The sequence below is a fragment of the Streptococcus sp. SN3 genome, from assembly GCF_030439905.1.
In genome coordinates, this window is record NZ_JAQFJF010000002.1 from 310569 (window position 1) to 323381 (window position 12813).

Below are 12813 nucleotides of genomic sequence, written 5' to 3' on the forward strand. Positions count from 1 at the left end.
CAATTTTGTCAAATTTTTCTAAATGATAACCCCTTCCAAATGATCCAATTCATGCTGGCAGATTTGGGCAGGCAGGCCTTTCAAGGTCATGGTCTGCTGCTGCCAATGTTTATCCAGATAATCGACTGTGATTTCCTGATAACGTTGAGTGGGACGGCTTCCAACCAAGGACAGGCAGCCCTCTTCTGCCTGATAAGGCTCTGATTTAGAGCGCAGCACCGGATTAAACATGACTACTGGCACCAAGCCATATAGAAAGATAACGACTCGCTTACGCACGCCAATCATATTGGCTGCGAGCCCTATACAGTTTTCTCGATTGGCCTGCAGAGTATCCTGCAAGTCTTGAGCTAGATAAAGGTCTTTTCTGCTTGCTTGCTCTGATGGTTGCTGCAGGAAGAAAATATCTTTGACAATTGCTTTTTCCATTGTTTTTCCTCATAGAGAAGGGTCTGATAAATCAGACCCTATAGGCTTATTTTGCGTGGCGCTCACTAACTTCTTTAGCCAGTACAAAGTTGCCCAGCGTTGCGGAGCCATTTCCAGCCACAGCCGGTGTCACGATATAGTCACGAACATCAGGAACTGGCAAATAGCCATTCAGAAGAACTGTGAATTTCTCACGAACTCGATCCAGCATGTGCTGCTGAGCCATAACTCCGCCACCAAAGACGATGACATCTGGACGGAAAGTCACTGTCGCCTGAATAGCCGCCTGAGCGATATAGTAAGCTTGAATATCCCAGACAGAACTATTGAGTTTAATGTTTTCCCCACGAACTCCGGTCCGTGCCTCTAAGCTTGGCCCAGCCGCCAATCCTTCCAAACAGCCATTGTGGAAAGGACAAACGCCATTGAACTCTTTTTCCACATCCATAGGGTGCTTCGCTACATAATAATGTCCCATCTCTGGGTGGCCTGTCCCCCCTACAAATTCGCCTCGCTGGATAGCGCCAGCACCGATTCCTGTCCCAATCGTATAATAGACCAGATTTTCAATACGGCCACCAGCATTGTTGCGGGCTACTACTTCACCATAAGCTGAACTATTGACATCCGTCGTGAAGTAAATGGGCACATTGAGAGCACGGCGCAGAGCGCCGACAATATCCACATTAGCCCAGTGCGGCTTAGGTGTAGTCGTGATAAAGCCGTAAGTCTTTGAGTTAGGGTCAATATCAATCGGACCGAAAGATCCAACAGCCAAACCAGCTAGATTGTCAAAACGAGAAAAAAACTCAATCGTCTTGTCTAGGGTTTCAATAGGTGTGGTCGTTGGAAACTGTGTCTTTTCAACAACTTCAAACCGTTCATCACCTACAGCACAGACAAACTTAGTGCCGCCCGCTTCCAAACTTCCATACAATTTTGTCATTATAAATCCTCTTTTAATATTTGATTTCTACTCTATTCATTATAGCATATCTCTTGCAGACTTCTTGCCAAAAATAGTTTTTTTAAAGCTTTTTCAACAAGACTGTACTTATGACATAAAAAACGAACAAAAGCTGATTTGTTCGTTTTCTAAATTCCATTAGGCTTTCACTTCGATAATTGCGTCGCCTTTAGCAAGAGCTCCTTCTGCTACTGGAGTCACAGAAGTGTAGTCAGCTGTGTTGGTAACGATGACCATAGTCGTATCATCCAGACCAGCGGCTGTAATTTTCTCAGCTTCAAATGTTCCCAGAACGTCACCAGCTTTGACCTTGTCGCCTTGAGCAACCTTTTGGTCAAAACCTTCGCCGCCCATAGACACTGTGTCGATTCCGACATGAATCAGAATTTCAGCACCATTAGCTGTCTTCAAACCATAAGCATGGCCAGTCGCGAATGCAATTGTCACTTCAGCATCAGCCGGTGCATAAACCACACCCTCACTAGGCTTGATGGCAATTCCTCGCCCCATCGCTCCGCTAGAGAAAACAGGATCATCAACATCGCTCAAAGCAACTGCCTGACCAACAATTGGAGAAATAATCGTTTCATCTTGGAGAGCAGCTGGCACATTACCAGTTATTTCTTCTTCGACCAGTTTTTCAGTTTCAGCTTTTTCTTCGTCTTTGTAACCAAACATATAAGTCAGAACAAAACTCAAACCAGTTGTCAAAACAACCATAAAGATATATTGCAACAATTGACCATTCAGGTAAAGGAGAGTACCTGGAATAATTGTGATACCGAAACTTGTACCTGCAAGCCCCATAATAGAAGCTAACCAACCACCAACGGCACCAGCACCCAGTCCAATTACAAAAGGTTTAACAAAGCGCAAGTTAACCCCGAAGATAGCTGGCTCAGTAATACCCAATCCTGCAGAAAGTGCTGCTGGGAAAGCAAGAGCCTTGAGTTTTTTAGATTTTGTCTTCACAGCTACAGCCAAAGTCGCACCAGCTTGAGCTGTCATAGCAGCAGTGATAATCGCATTAAATGGATCTTTCCCAGTTTGAGATACCAACTGAGATTCTAGTAAGTTGAAGATGTGATGAACACCAGTTACGACAATCAGCTGATGCACAGCACCGATAATCAATCCAGCAAGACCAAACGGAAGGCTAAGAAGGAACTCTGTTCCATTTAAAACATATGACTCTACAATGTGGAAGACTGGACCAATCACAAAGAGTCCCAGAATAGACATGACAAGGAAAGTAAGGAATGGAACAAGAAGAAGATCCAAAACATCTGGAATTTTCTTGTGCAGCCATTTTTCAAATTTTGCACCAAACAAACCTACAAAGAAGGCTGGAAGCACAGAGTTTTGGTAGCCAACTACTGGAATAAAACCAAAGAAGTAAATTGGGTGAACTTTTGTTGCTGTAACTTCGCTGGTAAATTTCAAACTTCCTAGAACATCCATATTAGCAATTTTGTCTAAAATGTCCTTAGAAGGATCAACAGCAAATTTAGTAGCCTGACCAGCTACCTCCCAAGCATTTGGAAGTGCTGAGTTAACCATCATTAGACCAAGAACCAAACCAATGATTGGGTTTCCGCCAAAAACTCTAAAAGCCGACCAGCAAATCAAAGCAGGGAAAAAAGCGAAGGCAGTATCAGTTAAGACTACTGTATAAGTATAGAAGTCAGTTGCTTTGAAAGCATCCGCAGTAGTACCAAACAAAGCTAAAACTTGATCCTGAGCAATTGCTCCACGAACTCCCATGAAAAGTCCTGTCGCAACAATAGCTGGAAGAATTGGTACAAATACATCACCAAATGTACGGATGGCACGTTGGAACCAGTTTCCTTGCTTAGCAGCTTCTGCTTTCATGTCATCTTTTGATGAAGTTGGCAATCCTAAGGCTACAACTTCGTCATAGATTTTATTAACCGTACCGGTACCAAAGATAATCTGGTACTGACCTGAGTTAAAGAAGGCACCCTGAACTTTTTCCAGATTTTCGACAGTATTTTTGTCGATTTTACCTTCATCTTTAACCATCACGCGCAAGCGAGTCGCACAGTGAGCCACACTGTTTACATTCTCACGTCCGCCAAGGGCTTCGATGACTTTTTTTGCAATGTCAGTATTATTCATTTGCAAAAATCTCCTTATAAATATTTTTAACTTTTTTGAAAGCGATTTTATCACCTTTACGAATATTATTTTACCATGATTCAAAAATATGTCAAGCGTTTTGCAGAAAAAATATTTTTTCACTGTTAAATGTTGATTTTTCATCGGAAAACGTTTACTATAGTAATAAGAAATAATATGATTCGGAGGACAAAAGATTGGCTTGGACGACTGAAAAACGCTACAAACGCTATGAAGACTGGACTCAGGAAGAGCTACAGCGCATCAAAGAAAACATCGCTAAATCTCCTTGGCGGGCTAACTACCATGTGGAGCCTCAGACTGGTCTGCTCAATGACCCCAATGGCTTTTCTTATTTTGACGGCAAGTGGGTAGTTTTCTACCAAAACTTTCCTTTCGGAGCAGCTCACGGCCTCAAGTGCTGGGTCCAGATGGAAAGCGATGACCTAGTCCACTTCAAGGAAACTGGCCTTCGGGTGTTGCCAGATACTCCTCTGGACAGCCACGGTGCCTACTCTGGCTCTGCCATGCAGTTTGACGACAAGCTCTTTCTCTTCTACACTGGCAATGTTCGTGATGAGAATTGGGTGCGTCATCCTTATCAAATCGGTGCCTTGTTAGACAAATCAGGCAATCTCGAAAAAATTGACAAGGTTTTGATTGAGCAGCCTGCTGAAGCAACCGACCACTTCCGCGATCCACAGATTTTCAATTACAAAGGGCAATTCTATGCCATTGTCGGTGGGCAAAATCTAAACAAACAAGGCTATGTCAAGCTTTACAAGGCTGTTGATAACGACTATACCAACTGGGAAGTCGTCAGCAATTTGGACTTCGCCAATGACAAGACAGCCTATATGATGGAGTGTCCTAATCTAGTCTTTATCAACGACCAGCCAATCCTGCTCTATTGCCCTCAAGGCTTGTCTAAGGATGTACTAGATTATGGCAACATTTATCCAAACATGTATAAAATAGGTCAATCGTTTGACACAAGTAACGCTACTTTGATTAATCCTAGTCCTATCCAAAATCTGGACTATGGCTTCGACTGCTACGCGACCCAAGCCTTTAACGCGCCTGACGGTCGTGCACTCGCTGTCAGCTGGCTGGGCTTGCCTGATGTGGAATACCCATCTGACCGCTTCGACCATCAAGGTGCCTTCTCCCTCGTCAAGGAATTAAGTCTGAAAGACGGAAAACTCTATCAATACCCAGTGCCTGCTATCAAGAACTTGCGAACAGATGAACAGCCTTTCACTGCTTTGGCAGAAAGCAAGAACAGCTACGAACTAGAACTGAAGCTTGCTGCGGACACCAAGCATGAAATCGTCCTCTTTGCGGACAAGGATGGCAAGGGCCTACGCATCAATTTTGACCTCAAGGCAGGTCAAGTGACCGTTAACCGCAGTCAAGCGGGTGAGCCATTCGCTCTGGACTTTGGAACCAGCCGAAGCTGTGATATTGACAAAGAAGCAACGAGCGCTACTATCTTCATCGATAAATCGATTTTTGAAATTTTCATCAATAAAGGAGAGAAAGTATTTTCCGGCCGTGTCTTCCCGAGAGAAGACCAAACAGGTATTGCTATTACTACGGGCAATCCAACCGGTACTTACTATGAATTAGATTATGGTCGCAAAGCTAACTGATGTAGCAAAACTAGCAGGAGTCAGCCCCACAACTGTTTCCCGCGTCATCAACAGAAAAGGCTACTTATCCGACAAAACGATCTCTAAGGTTGAGGCAGCCATGCGAGAATTGGCCTACAAGCCCAACAATCTGGCGCGCAGCCTCCAAGGAAAATCAGCCAAGCTAATTGGCCTCATTTTCCCTAATATCAGCAATGTCTTTTACGCAGAATTAATTGACAAGCTGGAGCATGAGCTCTTTAAACAAGGCTATAAAGCTATCATCTGCAATAGTGAGCATGACTCAGACAAGGAGCGTGAATACCTTGAGATGCTGGAAGCCAATCAGGTGGACGGCATCATTTCTGGCAGCCACAATCTAGGCATCGAGGACTACAATCGCGTGACAGCTCCAATCATTGCCTTTGACCGCAATCTCTCGCCGGATATTCCAGTTGTCTCCTCAGACAACTACGGAGGCGGAGTGCTGGCAGCTCAGACCTTGATCAAGGCCGGAGCGCAAAACATCATCATGATTACTGGCAATGACAATTCCAACTCACCAACCGGCCTGCGACATGCTGGCTTTGCTTCCGTCCTGCCGGACGCACCTATTATCAATGTTTCCAGTGATTTTTCTCCCGTCCGAAAGGAAATGGAAATCAAGCAAATCCTGAGTCAAACTAAACCCGATGCTATTTTTACTTCAGATGATTTGACAGCCATCTTAATTATGAAAGTCGCTCAGGAGCTGGACATCCAGATTCCTGAAGATTTGAAAATTATTGGCTACGATGGCACCTACTTTGTGGAGAACTACTACCCACAGCTGGCAACGATCAAGCAGCCACTGAAAGATATCGCCCGTCTCTCTGTAGACCTACTCCTCAAAAAAATTGCCGGTCAAGAAGTCCAAACGACTGGCTATTTCCTGCCAGTCAGTCTCTTACCTGGTAAGAGTGTTTAACACAGATATAAGCAAGCAAAGACGACCTCCATTATTGGAAGTCGTCTTTATTAGCCATAGTCTAAAAATTTCTCACAGGGCATTAATCAAATTACTACTCTTTCTTTCTAAAGGTTAAGAGACCGGCTAGAAAAGCAAGGAAGCCACCTAAAAGTGCCAGTAGGGAAGTGCTTGTTCCCGTTTTTGGCAAGGTTTTTTCTGTTTGGCTAGCCGCTTCTTTTACTTCTGAAGCCTGAGGTTTTTGCCCATCCAAGGATATAGCCTGAAGCTGAGCATTGGCTACAGAAGGGGTAGACAGCTGCTCTTTTTGAGCTGCTGGAGCTTGGGATTTTTCTTCCTGAGCTGGGTTCACTTTTCGAAGTCGCAAAATAGTCGCTGTGAGCGGAGCTAGGGCTAAACCATTGCTGTTTCTGGTGACACCTGCTGGATCAGCAATGGCAGTCAATCCTGCGGTATTGCCGTCTGCTACAACCTCTGCACCTACTAGATGCTTGTAGGCTTCACCAAAGTTGAATTGTCGTTCCTTGGTGTCCGCATTGACAAAGACAGCATAAATATCGCCATTTGACGCAACCACTTGGTAGCCGAGCACAAGGTCTTCTTTCTCAACTCCATCCTTGCCAGGCTGGGTGATGAGGGTCACATTTTGCTCCACTTCATCTTTGGAACTGCGGGTAAAAGCATCCGTTGATTTCCGCAAGGCAATCAAGCCTTTCATATAGGCACGACTCTTGGCATTTTCAGGGAACTTCTCCGAATCAGTCGCCTTGGTCCAGTCAAAATGGTTGACCGCGTCGCTCGAATCATAAGAATCATGAATGAAATACGGATAGTCAAACGGTGTCCCGTCCTCATTGGTCAACAAATGCGCTTTGTTTGGAACCTTGTCTTCTGAGACAGGATATTTATAGGCAGGATCACGGAATTGCTTGGTCCGGCCGTACTCTTGACCAGAGTGGATAAATGGTGTCCCTTGCGAAGTCAGAATCATCAGATTTCCCAGACGTAGGCGACGATGAATCTCTTGATAATTGGCAGCCACTGCCGGATCTTTCTTGATCGACTGGGCAATGATATCAAAGAGCGTCAGATTATCATGGGCTGCGATGTATTGGATCACATCCCCTGGGCTATCCGCCTCAAAATTGGTTGGTTGCGCCTTGATGTTTTTGAAGACATTATCCACACTGCGTTTGCCACCGGTGATAAAGGCTGGTGTTCCTTCATTTGGATAACCTGATTTCAAGGTATTGCGAATATCATCTGAGAAGACCGCTACCGTGTCTGTTGACTTCATCCAAGATTGGTCAGCAGGCTGGACAGCTTTATTTTCATCACCTGCATAAGTCTTCCAGCCCTCACCCAGCATAATGAGATTTGGATTGAGCTTTTTAGCTTCTTCAAAGGCTTTTTGAATGGACTCAGCATCGTGGTCTCCCATCATATCAAAGCGGAAGCCATCTACCTTGTACTGCTCTGTCAGGTACTTGATTGAATCCACCAAGACCCGTCTGCTCATATAGTGAGTAGTACCCAAGCGGCCGCCACCAAAGCTTGATCTCGGTGTACCATCCGCATCCATAAAGTGGTAGTAATTGGGCTCCAAATCTTCAAAGATTGAGGTCTTGGCCGTATGATTATAGACCACATCCAGGATAACGCCCATGCCACGCTTGTGAATTTCATTGACAAGGTTTTTAAATTCCTCAATGCGCTTGGCTGGATCTGTCGGTGCACTGGAGTACATACCTGTCAGCGAGAAGTAGTTTTGCGGGTCATAGCCCCAGTTATAGTTGCTGTTGCTAGAAGCGTACTTGTCCATGCGCTCAGCATTTTTCAGCTCATTTACAAAATAATAACTCAAAACGGGCAAGAGCTGAACGTGGGTCACTCCTAAGTCTTTCAAATAATCTAATTTCTCAATGAAAGCTGAGAAGGTTCCAAATTGAGATTTCAAATCCTTTGAGATAGCTGGATCAGAGGTGAAATCACGAACGTGCGCCTCATAAATCAAGGCATCTTCTCGCTTCTTAAAGTTCGGAATAGTAGCATAGGTCAGGTCTTTCGGTCCATATTCACTTGGATCTACAAAGGCTGCCTTGGCAATCTTGTAGGCATCCCCCTTGTCCGCATCGTCACTGTTCCAAGCAGCTAAAGACTTGGCATAAGGATCCAGCACAAGAACCTTTTTGCCACCGCGAGTAATTTCATAATGATAGAAATACCCTCGATAGTCAGAAATCCCCAGACCGCTCTCAGGGGTCAAGCTGCCAGTCCATGTGCCAGATTCACCTTTTTCCATAGCCAGGCGACCAATGACCTTGTTCTGATCCTCTTTGTCATAGACTACCAATTCAACTTGGTCGGCACTTGGAGACCAGAAGGTTACATCCACTTGTTTGCCCGCTTGAGAAACACGCGCTCCCAAATCACCATCATACTTATAGATACTATCCTTCAGCTGCCAGTTCATGCTGGTTTTGAATTGATCATTGCCATATTTGATAAGGTAAGGTGACTGGGCTTGGTTAAAATCACCGATGAATTTGGCACTTTTGGTCTTAGGATCCAGAACCACATCTTTAACAACGACTTCATGGCCATCTTTGTCTGTAATCTTTAAGTTCTTTAAAATGTCTTCTTTTTTAGCACTTTCTAAGGTAGAAAAGCTGGCTTCAATCTCGGTCAAGCCTATATGCTGGGCTCCCGTCATGCGAATATCGTTGACGAAGTAAGGGTTAGTATAAACTGTCGGATCCGCATCACGCAAGAAAATTTGGCTGTTTTTCTCCAAATTCGCGAAATTATAATCCTGATTTTGAATCTTCACATCATCTCCTGATTTGCTTTCGTCTAAAAGCAAAAAGCCAATCGTCTTTGCAGCTTCTTTCAAAGGAACATCTACATAGCGGCCATATTTCCCGGTATTTTCAAAATCCACTCCGTCAGGCCAATTCTTGCTCGGGTTTTGGACATCTCCCCAGAGCCAGAGTGACTTCTTATCATACTGGCCGTCTGTACGATAGTAGTTGATTCGTACCATCCCTTTTTTCAAAGGCTCATAAGTATGAGGTTGATAGTCTGTGTCAAACCAAATCTCATTCATCTGAGGACTGAGTAGTTCAACTGTCTTATCACCGGTGATATTTTGCCCTGCTGTATTATTGATGAGAAGGCTGATTTTGCTTCTTTTCTCAGCCATTTTAACATCAAGATAATAGCCGTAGTCATCTTCTTTAGCAGTCGCAAAGCTAGTTGCTCCGGTTGGCCAAGCTCCCTTTTGACTAGAAGGCGTCTCAACATCGTCCCAAGTCCACAAGCCCAAGCTGTCTAGATTTTGTGACGGCAAGGTTTTGAAATGAAAGCGGATATTGCCTTCTTCGATAGCGTCTTTCGCCGAAGCTTGCGGCTGACTAACTGGTTCTTGCTTGTCTTTTTCACTTGGATTCCCAGCTTCTTGACCAACTGCTTCTGAACCTGCACTAGCTGGAGCTTGATCTGCCACTACACCAGTTGGAGCTGCCTGCTCTGAAGCCCCCGCTCCTGAACTATCTGCCTCTCCAGTTTTTCCCTCATCTGCTGACTTAGGTTGGGCTGCCGCATTTGTATCAGAGACTGCTTCTGTTGCTGGGCTGGTAGCTGTGCTCGCCTCATCCGCTCGGACTAATTGGGCATTCCCCAGTAGGAAACCTGAGGCAATGACAACAGAGGCTACTCCTACTTTTAAGCGACGGATGCCGAAATAATGACGCTTTTCGCCCATCCGAGACTGTAGATGATCGTTATTTTTCATAAACAGAAAACTCCTTTATTTTTTCTTATAGAGAACATCTATGCAAACGTTTTCTGTATTTATTATACCGATTCTTTTTAAACTTGTAAAGGCTTTCAAGAAGAGTTTTTCTCACTCAGATACTTCATGCTCTCTGAGCGGATTTTGATGATTTGATAAGGATAAGCTATTTGCGATTAAAACAACAATTAATAAGCAAAAAGGCCAAGACACTTGTCTCGACCTTCATTATTATTCAACGATAAATTGACTCAAAATCCCATTAATGAACTTACTGGACTTTTCGTCAGAGAATTGCTTGGAAAGCTCAATGGCTTCGTTGACTGCTACCAGCTGTGGAGTGTCAAACTCTGTAATCTCAAAAATCCCCAGACGCAGGATATTTTTCTCTACCAGCGTCAGACGATCCACTGTCCAGCCCTTTTTGAGGTGCTGGGCAATTTTCTTGTCTAAGTCGTCCTTGGACTGGACCACACCAGAGACCAGATTGAGCAAGAAGGCTGGAATATCAGCTTCCGCCGCTTTATCTGTCTCTTCGTCCTTATCATAAGAATAGGCAAAGCGGCAAGCTTCTACAAGATCCCCTTCATACTCTAGGCTCATCAGGGCCTGAAAAGCCCGCTGGCGCAGACCTCTTCTGGATTCCAACAGTATATCAGTCATTGAGGAAATCCTCATCAAATAGATCTTTCAAATCTGGCTTCGGTGCCTTTTCTGGAACAATGCCTGCTACATGGATATTGACCGCAGACAGCTCTACCTCAGCCATATCAAAAACAGCGCTTTTTACAGCTTTCTGGATCGCTACTGCAACAGTCGGAACGCTGACACCGTATTCCAAATACAGGTAGATGTCTACAGTCACATCACCTGTCTCATCGGTATGAAGCGATACTCCGCGACCGAGTGAGCGCATGGAAAGACTGTCTGACATACTCTTATTTGCGAAGGAATAAACACCTTCTACCTTTGCCGTTGCAATGGCAATAATTTTTTCCAAAACACGTGGCGCAATGACGATTTCACCTAATTGTTCAGCTGCCATAGTTATTACCTCTTCTATATTATGCGCGAGAAACGTAAGTTCCTTCTGCAGTGTTGATGATTAATTTTTGTCCAACTTCAATGAAGTCTGGTACGTTGACAACAAGACCTGTCTCAAGTGTCGCTGGCTTACCAGATCCGGTAACAGTAGCACCCTTGATAGACGGCTGAGTATCTGTCACGACCAATTCAACTGTTGTCGGTACTGTCACACCAATCACTTCTGTTCCATAGAACTGGATTTTCACATCAGAGTTTTCAAGGATGAATTTCAATTCTTCTTCTACATTGACTACTGGAATTTCATATTGATCATAAGTCTCAGTATTCATGAAATAAGCAGTGTCATCCATTTGGTACAAGTATTGAGCTGGAACAGTTTCAATAATGGCTTGTTCAAATTTTTCTTCTGGGCGGTAGCTTGTGTCAAATGTAGAACCAGTACGAACGTCACGCAATTTCATACGCATAATCGTATTTCCCTTACCTGGTTTGTGGTGGCTCGCTTCCAAAACGCGGATGAGTTTTCCATCAGCTGTTTCGAAGGTCATTCCAGCTTTCAGCTTACTTGCTTCAATCATTCTATATTACCTCTTTTTAAAATTATATTTCTACTTATTCTATCATAAAGCCTGATAATTCTCAAATAACAATCAACTCTTTCGGCGCAAGAGTTAGGACTTCGCAGCCTGTTTCTGTGATGAGGAGATCGTCTTCGATGCGGACGCCGTATTTGCCATCCAGATAGATACCTGGCTCATCAGTCAGGACCATGCCCGCCTCAATCGGCTCTTCTGACTTGCCGAAGTAAGGTATCTCATGGATGTCCAGGCCGATACCGTGACCAATCCCATGGCTAAAGTAAGGACCGTAGCCAGCATCGTTAATAATATGGCGCGGAATCCGGTCAAAATCAATTCGGCTAAGACCAGCCTTGGCTGCTTCTATCAGGGCTTGATTGCTGCGCAGGACGATATCATAAATCTCCCGTTCCTCATCCGTCACCTGCCCTACATGAACAGTCCGCGTCATATCGCTGACATAGTGATTGTAGTAGCAGCCAAAGTCCATGGTCAGGGTTTCACCCTTTTGAATAACCTTGTCACTAGCCACACCATGCGGCATAGCAGAGCGGTAGCCCGAAGCGATGATGAAGTCAAAAGAGGCACCTGAAGCACCTAGCTGGCGCATACGGGCATCTAAAAAGTTCATGACAGCCAGCTCTGTCGTCTCACCAGGCTTGATAAAGTCCAGTACATCTAGGAAGGCTTGATCAGAAATCTGACAGGCCTTGCGAGTGGTCGCGATTTCCTGAGCATCCTTAATCATGCGCAGATTTTCAATAAAGCCCGTCATGGGAACTAGTTCGTAGGCCGAGAAGACACTTTCCAGCATCTTGAAGTAGGCATAGGAAATCTCGTCATCAAAACCGATTTTTTGCAGCTTGTCATCCGCAATAATCTTGACAATCTCACCAATCGCGTCGCGTGTTTCGACAATATCAAAACCTTGGACTACTCCCTTGGCAATCAGCGTATAGCGCGCATCCGTTAGGAAAATCCGACGTGTTTTGCTGATGAAAACTGTCGCTTCTGTCCCGCTGAAACCAGTCAGGTAGTAAATATTTTTCAGATTGGTTACTAAAACAGCATCGCAGTCTGTCTGAGCCAATGCTGCTTCAAACTTTTCAACTCTTGATAACATGAGGCACCTCCGTGAAATAACTAAGCTTATTATATCAAAAAACCAGTCAAATAGGACATTTTTTGACAAACCTTATCCAGGAATTAGAATCCAACGAGCATTCTCTGACATGAAAAATCCCTGTTTTTAATATCAAACA

The 12813-nt window shown here is 44.4% G+C and carries 10 protein-coding genes; 2 read left to right on the top strand and 8 right to left on the bottom strand.

Annotated features, from left to right (window positions below; translation table 11 throughout):
• Nucleotides 1-18 precede the first annotated feature (18 nt).
• The 3 genes from PCY71_RS05525 to PCY71_RS05535 all read right to left on the bottom strand — a co-directional run bounded on the left by PCY71_RS05525 (nucleotide 19) and on the right by PCY71_RS05535 (nucleotide 3535).
• Nucleotides 19-429, bottom strand: a complete 411-nt coding sequence (locus PCY71_RS05525; protein ID WP_048772404.1) for a peptide deformylase — start codon at nucleotides 427-429, stop codon at nucleotides 19-21.
• A gap of 46 nt (nucleotides 430-475) precedes the next feature.
• Nucleotides 476-1375, bottom strand: a complete 900-nt coding sequence (scrK, locus tag PCY71_RS05530) for a fructokinase ScrK (protein ID WP_002907200.1) — start codon at nucleotides 1373-1375, stop codon at nucleotides 476-478.
• Nucleotides 1376-1534: 159 nt separating this feature from the next.
• Complete coding sequence (locus PCY71_RS05535) at nucleotides 1535-3535, bottom strand: sucrose-specific PTS transporter subunit IIBC (RefSeq protein WP_048772399.1); 2001 nt, start codon at nucleotides 3533-3535, stop codon at nucleotides 1535-1537.
• A gap of 197 nt (nucleotides 3536-3732) precedes the next feature.
• Between PCY71_RS05535 and PCY71_RS05540 the strand changes: the two genes are divergently transcribed.
• Together PCY71_RS05540 and PCY71_RS05545 are read left to right on the top strand one after the other, a co-directional pair.
• On the top strand, nucleotides 3733-5187 hold the full coding sequence (locus PCY71_RS05540; protein ID WP_002910564.1) for a sucrose-6-phosphate hydrolase: 1455 nt from the start codon (nucleotides 3733-3735) through the stop codon (nucleotides 5185-5187).
• Nucleotides 5168-6133, top strand: coding sequence for a LacI family DNA-binding transcriptional regulator (locus PCY71_RS05545; RefSeq protein ID WP_048772396.1), 966 nt, complete (start codon nucleotides 5168-5170; stop codon nucleotides 6131-6133). The genes PCY71_RS05540 and PCY71_RS05545 overlap by 20 nt, the downstream gene beginning before the upstream one ends.
• A gap of 94 nt (nucleotides 6134-6227) precedes the next feature.
• Here the strand turns inward: PCY71_RS05545 and PCY71_RS05550 are convergent, their stop codons facing one another.
• The 5 genes from PCY71_RS05550 to PCY71_RS05570 form a co-directional block, all read right to left on the bottom strand.
• Nucleotides 6228-9926 carry a pullulanase gene (locus PCY71_RS05550; protein ID WP_002903838.1) on the bottom strand — a complete coding sequence of 1233 codons (3699 nt, stop codon included), beginning with the start codon at nucleotides 9924-9926 and terminating at the stop codon, nucleotides 6228-6230.
• A 231-nt stretch (nucleotides 9927-10157) separates the two neighbouring features.
• On the bottom strand, nucleotides 10158-10589 hold the full coding sequence (gene nusB, locus PCY71_RS05555) for a transcription antitermination factor NusB (protein ID WP_002898281.1): 432 nt from the start codon (nucleotides 10587-10589) through the stop codon (nucleotides 10158-10160).
• Nucleotides 10582-10971 (bottom strand): Asp23/Gls24 family envelope stress response protein, encoded by a 390-nt coding sequence (locus PCY71_RS05560; protein ID WP_002896484.1) that lies wholly within the window; start codon nucleotides 10969-10971, stop codon nucleotides 10582-10584. Before PCY71_RS05560 ends, nusB begins: the two co-directional genes overlap by 8 nt.
• A gap of 19 nt (nucleotides 10972-10990) precedes the next feature.
• Nucleotides 10991-11551, bottom strand: a complete 561-nt coding sequence (efp, locus tag PCY71_RS05565) for an elongation factor P (RefSeq protein WP_002896485.1) — start codon at nucleotides 11549-11551, stop codon at nucleotides 10991-10993.
• A gap of 61 nt (nucleotides 11552-11612) precedes the next feature.
• The gene (locus PCY71_RS05570) at nucleotides 11613-12674 is read right to left on the bottom strand and encodes a Xaa-Pro peptidase family protein (protein WP_048772390.1); all 1062 of its coding nucleotides are present in this window, start codon (nucleotides 12672-12674) and stop codon (nucleotides 11613-11615) included.
• Nucleotides 12675-12813 lie beyond the last annotated feature (139 nt).

Bases quoted from the DNA above. Each gene is read 5' to 3' on its own strand.
- PCY71_RS05535 (WP_048772399.1), bottom strand. From the start codon at position 3,535: ATGAATAATACTGACATTGCAAAAAAAGTCATCGAAGCCCTTGGCGGA.
- scrK (WP_002907200.1), bottom strand. From the start codon at position 1,375: ATGACAAAATTGTATGGAAGTTTGGAAGCGGGCGGCACTAAGTTTGTC.
- PCY71_RS05570 (WP_048772390.1), bottom strand. From the start codon at position 12,674: ATGTTATCAAGAGTTGAAAAGTTTGAAGCAGCATTGGCTCAGACAGAC.
- nusB (WP_002898281.1), bottom strand. From the start codon at position 10,589: ATGACTGATATACTGTTGGAATCCAGAAGAGGTCTGCGCCAGCGGGCT.
- PCY71_RS05525 (WP_048772404.1), bottom strand. From the start codon at position 429: ATGGAAAAAGCAATTGTCAAAGATATTTTCTTCCTGCAGCAACCATCA.
- PCY71_RS05550 (WP_002903838.1), bottom strand. From the start codon at position 9,926: ATGAAAAATAACGATCATCTACAGTCTCGGATGGGCGAAAAGCGTCAT.
- efp (WP_002896485.1), bottom strand. From the start codon at position 11,551: ATGATTGAAGCAAGTAAGCTGAAAGCTGGAATGACCTTCGAAACAGCT.
- PCY71_RS05545 (WP_048772396.1), top strand. From the start codon at position 5,168: ATGGTCGCAAAGCTAACTGATGTAGCAAAACTAGCAGGAGTCAGCCCC.
- PCY71_RS05560 (WP_002896484.1), bottom strand. From the start codon at position 10,971: ATGGCAGCTGAACAATTAGGTGAAATCGTCATTGCGCCACGTGTTTTG.